We start from the raw sequence: 13,184 nt of genomic DNA, 5'->3' as shown, positions 1-13,184 counted from the left end.
CTTGATCGGGACCTTGGTGCGCAGCTCGCCCAGTCGGGCGGCTGCCGCCGGGATCACCCCGCGCTGAGGTGGTGGTGGGCGGCGTTGGTTATCTCGGTTCGGGCCTGTTCCAGCAGTTGGCCGAGGTCGTTGGCCACGTTCTGGGCTTGGGACAGGATCGAGTGGACCGCGTTGGCGCTCTGGGTCTGGCCCAGGAGGCTGGAGACCTGTTGGCCGATCTGCTGCAATTCGTTGTTGAGCTGCTGGATGCCACCCGTGGGGAGGCGGTCGGCTAGTCCCGCGAGCTGCTGGGCCTGGTCTTGGATGCTCATCCTCCGGATTCTCCCGTCGGCCGTTCGGTGTGCCCCGACCGGGATATCTTCTCCGACGCCGCCCGCCTACTCGCGGTGATGGCCGAGAACCGCCGCCCTCAGCGGTCGCGGTCCACGGCGATCCTGGCGTTGACCTCGCCCAGCGCCTCCTGGTACTCGGGCAGGGGGTTCATCGCGACCGCGATGCGCAGTTGGGTCTGGGCCTCGGTCAGCCTGCTCTGCCGCTGCAGGGTCTTGCCCAGGGCGAAGCGGGCGTAGTGGTCCGTCGGATCCAGTTCCAGTACCCGCAGGAACGCGGTCTCCGCGCGCCGGAGTTGGGCGGAGCCCAGGTACGCGCGGCCCGCGAGCAGGTGCACGCTGGGGGCGTCCGGTTCGGCGTCGAGCACGGGACCGAGGGCGACCAGGGCGTCGAGCGGCCTGCGCTGCGCCACCAGTGACTCCGCGTGGCGGAACGCGTCGAACGTGCTGCCCTGGTCCTGGGTCATAGTCAGATCAACATTACGCGCGGGAGCCCTGTTCCTCGACCCCAAGGCCGTCGCACCCCACTGTTCGGCGACACGGCTATTCGGCGGTCCGACAAAACGCTGACCGGCTGTGAGCGATCCCCCTCCCGCGATGCCCGCCGGCCACCCACCCGCACCGCTAGGCTCGTCGGGGACTGGTTGAACGGTTTGTGAGGAGCACCACGTGGCTGTCATCGAGCAGGTCGGCGCGCGCGAGATCCTGGACTCGCGGGGCAACCCCACCGTGGAGGTTGAGGTCGCGCTGGACGACGGCACCCTCGCCCGCGCCGCGGTGCCCTCCGGCGCCTCGACCGGTGAGCACGAGGCCGTGGAGCTGCGCGACGGCGACGCCAACCGGTACTTCGGCAAGGGCGTGGAGAAGGCCGTCACCGCCGTGCTCGACGAGATCGGCCCCGAGCTGGCCGGCGTGGACGCGGTCGACCAGCGCATCGTCGACCAGAAGCTGGTCGACCTCGACGGCACCCAGGACAAGTCCCGCCTCGGCGCCAACGCCATCCTCGGCGTGTCGCTGGCCGTGGCCAAGGCCGCCGCCGAGTCCAGCGGCCTGGAGCTGTTCCGCTACCTGGGCGGCCCGAACGCGCACGTGCTGCCGGTGCCGATGCTCAACATCCTCAACGGCGGCGCGCACGCCGACACCGACGTGGACATCCAGGAGTTCATGATCGCGCCGATCGGCGCGGAGAGCTTCCGCGAGGCGCTGCGCTGGGGCACCGAGGTCTACCACTCGCTCAAGTCGGTGCTCAAGGCCAAGGGTCTGGCCACCGGCCTCGGCGACGAGGGCGGCTTCGCCCCGAGCCTGGGCAACAACCGCGAGGCGCTGGACCTGATCCTGGTCGCCATCGAGAAGGCGGGCTACACCGCGGGCCGCGACATCGCGCTCGCCCTGGACGTGGCCGCCACCGAGTTCTACGCCGACGGCGCGTACAAGTTCGAGGGTGCCAAGAAGAGCGCCGAGCAGCTGACCGCGTACTACACCGAGCTGGTCGACGCCTACCCGCTGGTGTCCATCGAGGACCCGCTGGCCGAGGACGACTGGGACGGCTGGGTCCGGCTCACCGCCGAGATCGGCGAGCGCGTGCAGCTCGTCGGCGACGACCTGTTCGTCACCAACCCCGACCGGCTGGAGGAGGGCATCGCCCGCCGCGCCGCCAACGCGCTGCTGGTGAAGGTCAACCAGATCGGCACCCTGTCCGAGACCCTCGACGCGGTCACCCTGGCCACCTCCTACGGCTACCGCAGCATGATGAGCCACCGCTCCGGCGAGACCGAGGACACCACCATCGCCGACCTGGCCGTGGCCACCGGCGTCGGCCAGATCAAGACCGGCGCCCCGGCCCGCGGCGAGCGCACCGCCAAGTACAACCAGCTGCTGCGCATCGAGGAGACCCTGGGCGACGCCGCCCGGTACGCGGGCGACCTCGCCTTCCCGCGCTTCACCCCGACGGAGTCCTGAGCCGATGGTCGGGCGTGGCACCGAACGCGGCGGTCGCGGGCGACGGGGATCCGTCGCCCGCAGACCCGAGCGCGTGCGGACGCGCCCGACCGCACCGGACAAGGAGAAGCCGCGCGCGGTGCGCCAGGTGCGGCAGGCGGCCCAGCAGAAGCTGCGCAAGCGCGGCGGCGTGCTGGGCCTGGCCACCACCCGGCGCGCGGCCGTGGTCGCCACCGTGGTCTGCGCCTTGGCGCTGAGCGTCGCGGTGCCGCTGCGCAACTACCTGTCGCAGCGCTCCGAGGTCGAGGTCGTGGAGCAGAAGCAGGCCGAACTGCGCAGGCAGTACGACGAGCTGGTGAAGCGCAAGGAGCGGTTGGCCGACCCGGAGCAGGTGCGCGCCCAGGCCCGCGAGAGACTGAAGTACGTGATGCCGGGAGAGACGCCGTACCTGGTCGAGCTGCCCCCGGGCGCCGCCGGTACCGAGGACGAACACGCCACGACCCAGCCGGTGCCCCAGCAGTCCTGGTACGAGAACCTGTGGGACTCCGTCACCGGGGCGGGCCGATGACCCTCGAGGCCGTCACCGAGCAGGACCGCGCCACCGTCGCCGCCCAGCTCGGCCGCACCCCCCGCGCCATCCGCGCCGTCGCCGCCCGCTGCCCGAGCGGCCACCCGGCGGTCATCCAGACCAACCCGAAGCTGGAGGACGGCACGCCGTTCCCCACGCTGTACTACCTGACCTGCGCCAAGCTCGCGGCGGCGATCAGCACCCTGGAAACCACCGGCCTCATGCGCGAGATGACCGAGCGCCTGTCGACGGACCCGGAACTGGCTGCCCACTACCTGCGCGCGCACGAGTCGTACCTGGCCGAGCGGGACGCCATCGAGACGCTGGGCACGCAGGTGACGGCGGGCGGCATGCCGGGCCGGGTCAAGTGCCTGCACGCCTTGGTCGCGCACTCGCTGGCCGTGGGCCCGGGCGTGAACCCGTTCGGGGACGAGGCGATCGCCCTGCTGGCCGGGTCGTGGCCACTGGGCGAGTGCGCCTCACCAGACGCGGACGGACAGCTCTAGCTCGCCGTCGCTATCAGGACCGGGGGAGGTGATCCCCTCGACCCGCAGCCACCCCACTCTGCCGTCCGAGGTGGCGAAGCAGAACTCCACGTCGATCTGCGGGGTGGGGAGGTACTCCCACTTGGCGACCTTGTCCTTGAGCGAGTACGCGCAGGTGCTCTGCGCGTTGCCATCGGATTCGCGGTAGTTGATGAAACCCATGCCGGTGGTCTTGAAGTAGTTGCCCTCGGCGAAGTACAGGTCGATGTCCTCGGCGACACCGGTCACCCGTCGCGCCTTCGGGGAGCCGCTGTCGACATCGGTGCCGGTGCCACCGCCGAGTCGCACCCGCAGGTTCGACCCGGGGGCGTCGGTTTCGGTGGTGGACCCGGGTTCGGTGGGCTGGTGCTTCGAGCCGGTCGCGGTGCCGCCGGGATCGGCTGTCGACTCGTCCGTGGGCAGGGTGACCGCGATCGCGCCGAGCACCACGCTCGCGATCACGCAGAGCTGCGCCATCAGCACCGCGACGCCGAACCGCCCGCCCCACAGCCGGATCATCAGCCAGACGCCCAGGGCCAGCGCCAGGAACGCGGCCACCAGGACCAGCGCCAGTGGCTTGGCCGACCACAGGCCGACCAGCGCGGTGGCGTCGGCGATGATGCCGATGACCACCAGCAGCACGCCTGCCCGGCCCACCCGGGGGTCCGGCGGTCTCGGTGGCTGCGGGTACCCGTGTTCCACAGTGCTCCTCACCAGACCCGGATGGCCAGTTCCAGTTGGGCGCCGCCCGCGCCCGGGGCGCCGGTGATCTCCAGGAGGCCGGTGCGGCCCTGCGAGGTGGCGAAGCAGTACCGCGTGCCGGGGACGGCGAGCAGTTCGCGTTCCCACTTGGTCACTTCGTCGGTGAGCGCGTTCGCGCAGGTGGACTCGGCGTCCGAGAGTTTGCCGTTGTAGGCGACGAAGCCGTCGCCGGTGGTGTAGATCAGGCCGATGTCGGTCATGGAGATGTCGATGTCGCCGGTCGGGCGCTGTGTGCGCGTCAGCGTCGGTTTGGCGCCGTCGACGTCGGCGCCGACCCCGTAGTCGAGTTTGACCTCCAGCGCCTTCGGCTGGTGTCCGGCGGTGGGGGGTTTGGTCGTGGTGACCGATTCGGGCGCGTCGGGGTCCGTTGTGCGGTTCTGCTTGGTGGTCGTGCCGCCGCCGGAGTCCTCGGCGACCGCGTCCTCCGCCGGTAGCGCCGCCGCGACGGCGATCAGGACGATGCCCGCGAGCACGCTGAACAGCGTCAGCACCGCGGTGAAGCCGAACGGCCTGCCCCACAACCGCACACCCAGCCAGCCGCCCAGCACCAGGGCCAGCACCGCGGCGATCAGCACCAACGCCCGCGGGCTCTCCGCGAACAGCCCCGCGACCGCGGCGGCGTCCGCGAGAAGGCCGGTCGCCGCGAGGACCACCCCGCCCCGACCCACCGGTTGGTTCGGTGGTTGCTGCCCAGGTCCGACTGCGCTCACAGTCGACAAGGTCGCCGAGCGCTACCGATCCATTACTCCTTGACCGGAAACTGTCCCGGATCCGGTGTCACCCGGTCCACCAGCGCGGCCGTGTCGACGCCGCGCGGCAGCGCTCCCATGATCCGACCCCCTTCCGCCAACCTGGTGGCGATGAAGGGCTCGGCGACCTCCGGTACGTGCCGCACCAGCAGGCTCGCCTGGAGGCACAGCGTGATCCGTTCCGCCAGCGCCCGCGCTCGCGCGGGTTCCGCCGCCGCCAGCTCCGCGCGCAGGGCTGACACCGCATCGTCCAGCCGACGGTCGGCGCCGAGCTCCAGCTCCGCCACCAGTGCATCCACAGAGGACGGTTCGCGTTCCACGGCGCGCAGCACGTCCAGGGCCGTGACGTTGCCCGACCCCTCCCAGATCGACATCAGCGGCGCCTCCCGGTACAGCCGGGGCATCCCCGACTCCTCCACGTACCCGTTGCCGCCCAGGCACTCCAACGCCTCGGCGACCACCGCGGGCGCCCGCTTGCAGACGTAGAACTTCGCCGCGGGCAGCGCGAGCCGCAGCAGCGGGCCTGACTTGTCCACTTCGGACGCCAGGCGCATCGCCAGCACCGTCGCCGCGTCCGACTCCACGGCCAGGTCCGCCAGCACCGCCGACATCGCGGGCTGGTCGCGCAGCACCGCCCCGAACGCCGACCGGTGGGCCGCGTGGTGCGCCGCCTCCGTCAGCGCGGCGCGGATGCCCGCCGTCGAGCCCAGCACGCAGTCCAGCCGGGTCATCGTGACCATCTCGATGATGGTCCGCACCCCCCGACCCTCGTCGCCGACGCGCCAGCCGACCGCCCCCGTGTACTCGATCTCCGCCGAGGCGTTGGACCGGTTGCCCAGCTTGTCCTTCAACCGCTGCAACCGCAGCGCGTTGCGGCGCCCGTCCGGCAGCACGCGCGGCAGGACGAAGCACGTCAGACCCCCGGGGGCCCGCGCCAGCGCCAAGAACAGGTCGTTCATCGGCGCCGAGGTGAACCACTTGTGCCCCACCAGCGAGTACGTCCCGTCCGCCAGCGGGGTCGCGGTCGTCGTGTTCGCGCGGACGTCCGAGCCGCCCTGCTTCTCGGTCATCGACATGCCCGCCAGCAGCCCGGCCTTGCCGCCGGGCTCCCGCAACCCCGGGTCGTACACCGGCGACCGCAGCCCCGGCTCGTACCGCGCCGCGAGTTCCGGCGCGTGGCGCAGGGCGGGCACGGCCGCGTACGTCATCGAGATGGGGCACCCGTGGCCCGCCTCGACCCTCGACCACACGGTGAACGCCGCCGCCCGGCGCAGGTGGGCGTGCGGGCCCGCGTCCGGCGCCCACGGCGCGGCGTGCAGCCCGTGCCCCACCGCGCGCGCCATCAGCCAGTGCCAGGAGGGGTGGAACTCCACCTCGTCCACCCGGTTGCCGTACCGGTCGTGCGTGCGCAGGACCGGCGGGTGCGCGTCGGCGAGCCTGCCGTGTTCGCGCGCCTCGGCCGACCCGGCGTCCGCCGCGACGCCCGCCAGCGACGCCACCACGTCGTCGGACCCGAACGCGCGCACGGCTGTGACCAGGGTCGGGTCACACCCGAGGGGGTCGTGGCGATGCAGGGGAGGGGGCTGGTTGGTGACCTCGTGAGTGGCAACTGGTGGCGGACCGGGGATCACTACTCGAGGGTAACCTCAGCTGCGGGGCAACCGGCACCCCGCAGCGTTACGTCCCAGTCACGGACAACTGGGCCACAACTTGAACGTCCGGGTTAACAGGGAACGGCCGAACGGGCGGCGGGTGACGACATCTGTGCCCGAGCGCCCCGACGACCATGACTCCGGGCTCGAGATGCGGCAGGGTAGATGGCCGGGACAGGCGCGGAGGACGGGTCGGCGGGAGCCGGCGGAAGCACAACGGTTCGAGGGGCGGTTTTTCACGGTGAGCGCACGCAGGGCAGGCAAGCACCGGCGGCGGGACAGGCGGAAGCGGGGGGTGGCCGCGGCGGCGGGAGCGCTGCTGCTGGTGCCCGTCGTCGCCGGTGAACCCGTGCAGTGGGCGGAGAGCGGCGAGTACGCGCTCGCGGGCCAGGCGGGCGGCGGCCTGCCCGGGCTCACCGACCCCGCCGACGTCGGCGCGGACGGCTCCAAACCCGTGAACCAGCGGCTCAGCGAGCAGATCCTGGCGCTGGCCGCCAACCCCCAGTTGCTCGCCTACAACGGCGGCCCGGCGATCACGCCGTTACCCAACAGCGGCTCCAACATCCCGTCGGTGATGCTGGAGGCGTACATGCGCGCCGCGGGCACGCTCGCGGTGACCACGCCCGGCTGCAAGCTCGACTGGCCCCTGCTGGCCAGCATCGGCCGGATCGAGTCCAACCACGCCCGCGGCGGTCGGGTGGACGCGAACGGCCGCACGGCCACCCCGATCCTGGGCCCGGTGCTCAACGGCGGCGGCTTCGCCGCGATCTCCGACACCGACGGCGGCCGCTACGACGGCGACGCCCGCTGGGACCGCGCGGTCGGCCCGATGCAGTTCATCCCGTCCACCTGGCGCGGCTACGCGGCCGACGGCAACGCCGACGGCCAGACCGACCCGAACAACGTCTGGGACGCGGCGCTCGGCGCGGGCAAGTACCTGTGCTCCGGCGGCCTGGACGTGTCCGACCCGCGCCAGCGCGCGACGGCGGTCTTCCGCTACAACCACTCCGACAGCTACGTGCGCACCGTGCTGCTCTGGGCCGACTCGTACGCCCGGGGCGTCACGCCGATGCCGAGCGACCCGGTCGACCGGTCCATCGAGCTCGCGCTGCCTCCGGGCGGCCTGCCGGGCTCCACCGTCGCCGTCTCGCCGGTGCCCGGCGTCAACCCGACGCAGCACCCGAGCACGCCGCCGCCCGCGGGCACCACCACGCCCGCGCCCGGCTCGTCGACCACGTCGCCGCCGTCGAGCACCACCACGACGACCACGACCACGACGACCACGACCACGACGACCACCACCACGACCACCACGACGACGACCACCCCGCCGACCACGACGACCACCACGCCGTCGTGCCCCGGCGCGACCCCGTCGCAGACGACCACCCCGACGCCGACCACCACGCCCGCCGTGCCGGACCCCTGCGCCGCGCAGACCACGTCCCCCGCCGCCGGGTCGAGCGTCAGCGCCACCAGCACGCCGCAGCCCTGACCGGACGCCCCGCGACCGCGGGGGGCGACGGTCGGCCTGGTCCGTTCGTGCCAGTCCGACCGTCCGAGTCCACACGGTCCATTCCACCTGGACAGTGGATAAGCCGCCTCACCAACAGTGAGGCGGTTTATTCTTTGCGTCCAATTCACAGAATTACCAGAATTGCCGAACGACGATCCACACTGGTCCGGGTGTGGACATCAAATGCACGTGCGCGCGGTTGTGGAGTGCTCGACGCGGGCCGTGAACGGTGACGTTCTAGGCTGCGGGGCATGAACAGGTGGGTGCCATGAACAGGGTCGCCGCCATCGACTGCGGCACGAACTCGATCCGGTTGCTGGTCGCCGAGGTCACCGAGCGCCACGACGGCGTCCCGGTGCTGCGGGACCTGCACCGGGAGATGCGGGTCGTGCGGCTGGGCCAGGGCGTGGACGCGACCGGTCGGCTGGCCCCGGAGGCGCTGGAGCGCACCCGGGTCGCGCTGGCCGACTACGCCGCCGTGCTGGTCCGCAAGGGCGTGCGCGACGTGCGCATGGTGGCCACCTCGGCCACCCGCGACGCGGACAACCGCGACGAGTTCTTCGCCATGACCAAGGCGGTGCTCGGCGCGGAGGCCGAGGTCATCAGCGGTGACGAGGAGGCCAGGCTGTCCTTCACCGGCGCTGTCGGCGACCTCGACCCCGACGACGGCCCGTTCCTCGTCGCCGACGTCGGCGGTGGCTCCACCGAGCTGGTGCGCGGCACCTGGGACGGCACCCACGCGCACGTCGAGGCGGCCAAGTCGGTCGACATCGGCTGCGTGCGGCTCACCGAGCGGGCGCTGAGCCAGGACCCGCCGTCGAAGCGCCAGCAGCAGGACGCGGGCGACATCGCCGAGCGGGTGCTCGCCGAGGCCTACGCGGCGGTGCCGCTGGCCGGGGCGCGCACCCTGGTCGGCGTCGCCGGTACCGTCACCACGATGGCCGCGGTGGCCCTGGGCCTGCCCGAATACGACCCCGAGCGGATCCACCACGCCCGGCTCGACTCGCGCCAGCTGTGGCGGGTCACGGCGGACTTGCTCAGTCTGAAGCGGGCGGAGCGGGCCGCCCTCGGTGCCATGCACCCCGGTCGGGTGGATGTCATCGGCGGGGGCGCGATCATCGTGCGCGCCCTGGCCCGCACCGTCTTCGAAGAGAGTGAGATCACAGATCTACTGGTCAGCGAGCACGACATCCTCGACGGCATCGCGCTGTCGATCGCCGGGCCCCGCTGACCGAGAGTGACATTCCCCAGCGCACCAGCGCTGATCAGCTTGACATCTAAATGACACAAGGAACTGTTCGACTAGCGGTCACTTGTCGATCTAACTATCCCCCAAATGGTTGAATCGGGGGTGATTGTGACTCGTTTGTGACGTCAGTGATCGCCAGTCGTCTCGCCCCTCCGGTTAACTTCCACTCACTTTCGGAGCGGGCGGTTCCGCTTCGTGATCGACGGAGCCGTCGGCGGACCAAGCCCGAGCACGTCGAACTAGCCTGGGAGGAGACCCATGCGGAAACCACGCTGGATAGCGGCATCGGCGATGTCGCTTGCACTCGCGTTGACCCTCACCGCCTGCGGTGGCGACAGCGAGAACAGCGGCGGCGGCAACGGCTCGACCGGAAGCGGCGGCGGCAGCACCGCCGACCCGGACGGCGCCCTGTCGGCGTTCGGCACCGAGCCGGAGAACCCGCTCGTGCCGGGCAACACGAACGAGACCGGCGGCTCCAAGGTGGTCCGGGCGCTGTTCACCGGTCTGACCACCTACGACCCGGTCACCGGCGAGTCCAAGAACGCCATGGCCCAGGAGATCAAGACCACCGACTCCAAGGTCTACACGATCAAGATCCAGGCGGGCTGGAAGTTCCACGACGGCACCGACGTCAAGGCGAAGAACTTCGTCGACGCGTGGAACTACACCGCCTACAGCCCCAACGGCCAGCAGAACGGCTCGTTCTTCGAGCAGGTCCAGGGCTACAAGGACGTGCACACCGAGGACCCGGACGGCACCGCGGGCCCGCAGAAGGCGCCGCAGCCGACCACCGACAAGATGTCGGGCCTGAAGGTCGTCGACGACACGACCTTCGAGGTCACCCTGGCCTCCCCGTTCGCGGTGTTCCCGCTGAAGCTGGGCTACAACCCGTTCTTCCCGCTGCCGGACTCGTTCTTCAGCGACCCCAAGGCGTTCGAGGCCAAGCCGATCGGCAACGGGCCGTTCAAGTTCGTCTCGCGCAAGCCGAACACCGAGATTAAGCTGACGCGCAACGACGACTACAAGGGCGCGGACAAGGCGAAGTTCAAGGACCTCACCTTCAAGATCTACGAGTCCAACGAGGCCGCCTACGCCTCGGTCGTCTCGGGTGACCTGGACTTCCTCGACACCGTCCCGCCGACCGGCATCGCGGGCGGCAAGTACAAGCAGGACCTCGAGGGCCGCAACGGCTCGACGCCGTACATGGGCAACCAGACGGTCACCTTCCCGCTGTACGACCCGACCTACCAGAACCCCGACCTGCGCAAGGCCATCTCGCTGGCCATCGACCGCAAGTCGATCGTCGACAAGATCTTCGACGGCACCCGCATCCCGGCCGACGGCTGGGTGAACCCGGCGGTCCCCGGCTACGCCAAGGACCAGTGCGGCGAGCTGTGCGTGTACAACCCGGAGAAGGCCAAGGAGTACCTGGCCAAGTCGGGCTTCAAGGGCGCGATCAAGTTCTCGACCAACGCCGACGGCGGTCACAAGGACTGGATGACCGCGACCTGCAACAGCATCAAGAACGCGCTGGGCATCGAGTGCACCTACGAGCCGATCCCGACCTTCGCCGAGACCCGCCAGCAGATCAACGGCCGCAAGATGACCGCGATCTTCCGGTCGGGCTGGATCGCCGACTACCCGTCGATCGAGAACTTCCTGAACCAGATCTACCGGACCGGGGCGTCCTCCAACGACGGTGAGTACACCAACCCGAAGCTCGACGAGCTGCTGACCAAGGCCGACGCGGCGCCCAGCGTCGACGAGGCCAACAAGCTCTACCAGGAGGCCGAGCGGCTGCTGCGCGATGACATGCCGGTCATCCCGCTGTGGAACCAGACCGCCCAGTACGGCTGGTCCGAGCGGCTGGACAACGCGCGCCTGAGCTCCCTGCGCGAGCTCGACCTCACCACGGTGACGGTCAAGAAGAAGTAGTCACCACCAATGCCACTCCGGGCCGGGGGTGCGGCGATCCCGCATCCCCGGCCCGGAGTCAGGTTGGGAGATCCGAATGGGACGCTACGTCCTCCGACGTCTACTACAGCTCGTCCCGGTGTTCATCGGGACCACGTTCCTGATCTACTGGCTGGTCTGGAGCCTGCCCGGCGACCGGTTCGCCGGTAAGTGCGGCGAGCGGCCCTGCGAGCCCGCGTACATCGCCAAGATGACCGAGAAGTTCAACCTCGACGACCCGCTGATCGTTCAGTACGGCAAGTACATGCTGAACCTCCTGCAGGGCGACTTCGGGATCACCTCGAAGGAGGTCTCGGTCGGCGAGCTGATCGCCAACGCGTACCCGAACACGCTGCGGCTCGCGGTCGTCGCGCTGCTCATCGAGGCCGTCATCGGGCTGGCCGCGGGCATCCTCACGGGTCTGCGCGGTCGCGGCTTCCTGGACAACCTCGTCCTGGTGTCCACGCTGTTCCTGATCTCGCTGCCGGTCTTCGTCACCGGCTTCGTGCTGCAGATCGTGCTCGGCTTCGAACTGCACTGGATCAAGACGACGGTGTCGGCATCACCAGCGCCGTGGGGGCACCTGATAGCCCCGGGCTTCGTGCTCGGCAGCCTCTCCATGGCGTACGTGACCCGGTTGACCCGCACCTCGATCGCGGAGAACAAACGCGCCGACTTCGTCCGCACGGCGGTGGCCAAGGGCCTGCCGCAGCGCCGCGTCGTCGGTGTCCACCTGCTCCGCAACTCCGCCATCCCGGTCGTGACGTTCCTCGGGACCGACCTCGGCGCCCTTATGGGCGGCGCGATCGTCACCGAGGGCATCTTCGACATCAAGGGCATCGGCAACCTCGTCTACGACGGCATCCTCGGCAAGGACGGCGCCGCGGTCACGGGTGTGGTCACCCTGCTCGTGATCGTGTACCTGATCTCGAACTTGCTGGTAGACCTGCTCTACGCCGTCCTCGACCCAAGGATCCGCTATGACTGACCCGAGCACCGCGGCAACCGGCGCGGCGGTCACCTCGACCGCCGGGGAGTTCGTCACCGGCGCCGAGCACATCGAGACCAAGGCGGGCAAACCCCGCAGTCTCGCGTCCGACGCCTGGTACGACCTGCGCAGGCGACCGCTGTTCATCGTCTCCGCCGCGCTGATCCTCCTGGTGCTGCTGATGGCCGCGTGGCCGTCGCTGTTCACCTCGGTGGACCCCACCTACGCGGACCTCGGCCGCAGCCGCGACGCGCCGTCGGCCGAAGCCTGGTTCGGCTACGACAACCAGGGTGCCGACATCTTCGCCCGGGTCATCTACGGTGCCCGCGCGTCGATCATCGTCGGGGTCGTGTCGACCATCCTGACCGTGCTGATCGGCGGCGCCCTCGGGCTGCTGGCCGGTTTCTACGGCGGCTGGATCGACGGGCTCATGTCGCGCATCGCCGACGTGTTCTTCGGTCTGCCGTTCGTGCTCGGCGCGATCATCATCTTGTCCAGCTTCCGCGCCGCGGGCTCCACCTCGGCCACCGAGATCATGTTCCTGGTGATCCTGTCGATCTCGGTGCTGTCCTGGCCGGTGTGCATGCGGATCATGCGGTCCGCGGCCATCACCGCCAAGCAGCAGGACTACGTGAAGGCGGCCAGGGCACTGGGCGCGAGTTCCACCCGGATCATCCTGCGGCACATGCTGCCCAACGCCCTCGCGCCGGTGATGGTCTACGCGACCATCGCGCTGGGCGCGTTCATCGGCATCGAGGCGACCCTGTCGTTCCTCGGCATCGGTCTGCGCGCGCCGGTGGTGTCCTGGGGCGTGATGATCGCCGACTCGCGCGACGTCATCCGCGTCGCCCCGCACACGCTGCTGTTCCCGGCGGCCTTCCTGACCGCGACCGTGCTGGCCTTCGTGATGCTCGGCGACGCCGTGCGCGAAGCGCTGGACCCCAAGATGAGGTAAC

13 protein-coding genes are annotated in these 13,184 nt (G+C 70.4%); 8 read left to right on the top strand and 5 right to left on the bottom strand.

The features are described from left to right. Positions 1 to 53 precede the first annotated feature (53 nt). Both CLV40_RS04420 and CLV40_RS04415 read right to left on the bottom strand, forming a co-directional pair. Complete coding sequence (locus CLV40_RS04420) at positions 54 to 311, bottom strand: hypothetical protein (RefSeq protein WP_104477197.1); 258 nt, start codon at positions 309 to 311, stop codon at positions 54 to 56. Positions 312 to 409: 98 nt separating this feature from the next. Next, on the bottom strand, positions 410 to 796 hold the full coding sequence (locus CLV40_RS04415; protein ID WP_104477195.1) for a tetratricopeptide repeat protein: 387 nt from the start codon (positions 794 to 796) through the stop codon (positions 410 to 412). Positions 797 to 998: 202 nt separating this feature from the next. Here CLV40_RS04415 and eno point away from each other — a divergent pair, with 202 nt between their 5' ends. From eno to CLV40_RS04400, 3 genes are all read left to right on the top strand, one after another. Continuing rightward, the gene (gene eno, locus CLV40_RS04410; protein WP_104477193.1) at positions 999 to 2,288 is read left to right on the top strand and encodes a phosphopyruvate hydratase; all 1,290 of its coding nucleotides are present in this window, start codon (positions 999 to 1,001) and stop codon (positions 2,286 to 2,288) included. A gap of 73 nt (positions 2,289 to 2,361) precedes the next feature. Continuing rightward, positions 2,362 to 2,835 carry an FtsB family cell division protein gene (locus tag CLV40_RS04405; protein WP_245931060.1) on the top strand — a complete coding sequence of 158 codons (474 nt, stop codon included), beginning with the start codon at positions 2,362 to 2,364 and terminating at the stop codon, positions 2,833 to 2,835. Continuing rightward, entirely contained in the window at positions 2,832 to 3,341 is a 510-nt protein-coding gene (locus CLV40_RS04400; protein ID WP_104477191.1) for a DUF501 domain-containing protein, read from the top strand. Before CLV40_RS04405 ends, CLV40_RS04400 begins: the two co-directional genes overlap by 4 nt. Here CLV40_RS04400 and CLV40_RS04395 read toward each other — a convergent pair. From CLV40_RS04395 to CLV40_RS04385, 3 genes are read right to left on the bottom strand one after another with little or no spacing between them, the layout of a single operon-like run. Next, the gene (locus CLV40_RS04395) at positions 3,315 to 4,061 is read right to left on the bottom strand and encodes a hypothetical protein (RefSeq protein ID WP_146107927.1); all 747 of its coding nucleotides are present in this window, start codon (positions 4,059 to 4,061) and stop codon (positions 3,315 to 3,317) included. The genes CLV40_RS04400 and CLV40_RS04395 overlap by 27 nt on opposite strands. A gap of 8 nt (positions 4,062 to 4,069) precedes the next feature. Continuing rightward, positions 4,070 to 4,831, bottom strand: a complete 762-nt coding sequence (locus CLV40_RS04390; RefSeq protein ID WP_146107926.1) for a hypothetical protein — start codon at positions 4,829 to 4,831, stop codon at positions 4,070 to 4,072. 32 nt (positions 4,832 to 4,863) lie between these two features. Further along, a complete protein-coding gene (locus tag CLV40_RS04385; protein ID WP_245931057.1) occupies positions 4,864 to 6,501 on the bottom strand; it encodes an acyl-CoA dehydrogenase family protein in 1,638 nt (545 codons plus the stop codon). Between the two features lie 262 nt (positions 6,502 to 6,763). Here CLV40_RS04385 and CLV40_RS04380 point away from each other — a divergent pair, with 262 nt between their 5' ends. From CLV40_RS04380 to CLV40_RS04360, 5 genes are all read left to right on the top strand, one after another. Further along, positions 6,764 to 8,017, top strand: coding sequence for a lytic transglycosylase domain-containing protein (locus CLV40_RS04380; RefSeq protein WP_245931056.1), 1,254 nt, complete (start codon positions 6,764 to 6,766; stop codon positions 8,015 to 8,017). Positions 8,018 to 8,306: 289 nt separating this feature from the next. Next, a complete protein-coding gene (locus tag CLV40_RS04375; protein WP_104477186.1) occupies positions 8,307 to 9,269 on the top strand; it encodes a Ppx/GppA phosphatase family protein in 963 nt (320 codons plus the stop codon). Between the two features lie 309 nt (positions 9,270 to 9,578). Then, a complete protein-coding gene (locus CLV40_RS04370) occupies positions 9,579 to 11,222 on the top strand; it encodes a peptide ABC transporter substrate-binding protein (RefSeq protein ID WP_245931054.1) in 1,644 nt (547 codons plus the stop codon). A gap of 76 nt (positions 11,223 to 11,298) precedes the next feature. Then, a complete protein-coding gene (locus CLV40_RS04365) occupies positions 11,299 to 12,228 on the top strand; it encodes an ABC transporter permease (protein ID WP_104477182.1) in 930 nt (309 codons plus the stop codon). After that, positions 12,221 to 13,183: an ABC transporter permease gene (locus CLV40_RS04360; RefSeq protein WP_104477181.1), complete on the top strand. Its 963-nt coding sequence runs from the start codon at positions 12,221 to 12,223 to the stop codon at positions 13,181 to 13,183. The genes CLV40_RS04365 and CLV40_RS04360 overlap by 8 nt, the downstream gene beginning before the upstream one ends. The last annotated feature ends 1 nt before the right edge of the window (position 13,184 follow it).

This window comes from Actinokineospora auranticolor (genome assembly GCF_002934265.1).
Lineage (GTDB): Bacteria > Actinomycetota > Actinomycetes > Mycobacteriales > Pseudonocardiaceae > Actinokineospora > Actinokineospora auranticolor.
This window is presented reverse-complemented; position numbering and strand designations above follow the sequence as displayed.

Excerpts from the sequence above, each read along its gene's own strand:
- CLV40_RS04400 (WP_104477191.1), top strand. The coding sequence starts at position 2,832 with ATGACCCTCGAGGCCGTCACCGAGCAGGACCGCGCCACCGTCGCCGCC.
- CLV40_RS04360 (WP_104477181.1), top strand. The coding sequence starts at position 12,221 with ATGACTGACCCGAGCACCGCGGCAACCGGCGCGGCGGTCACCTCGACC.
- CLV40_RS04365 (WP_104477182.1), top strand. The coding sequence starts at position 11,299 with ATGGGACGCTACGTCCTCCGACGTCTACTACAGCTCGTCCCGGTGTTC.
- CLV40_RS04370 (WP_245931054.1), top strand. The coding sequence starts at position 9,579 with ATGTCGCTTGCACTCGCGTTGACCCTCACCGCCTGCGGTGGCGACAGC.
- CLV40_RS04415 (WP_104477195.1), bottom strand. The coding sequence starts at position 796 with ATGACCCAGGACCAGGGCAGCACGTTCGACGCGTTCCGCCACGCGGAG.
- CLV40_RS04420 (WP_104477197.1), bottom strand. The coding sequence starts at position 311 with ATGAGCATCCAAGACCAGGCCCAGCAGCTCGCGGGACTAGCCGACCGC.
- CLV40_RS04375 (WP_104477186.1), top strand. The coding sequence starts at position 8,307 with ATGAACAGGGTCGCCGCCATCGACTGCGGCACGAACTCGATCCGGTTG.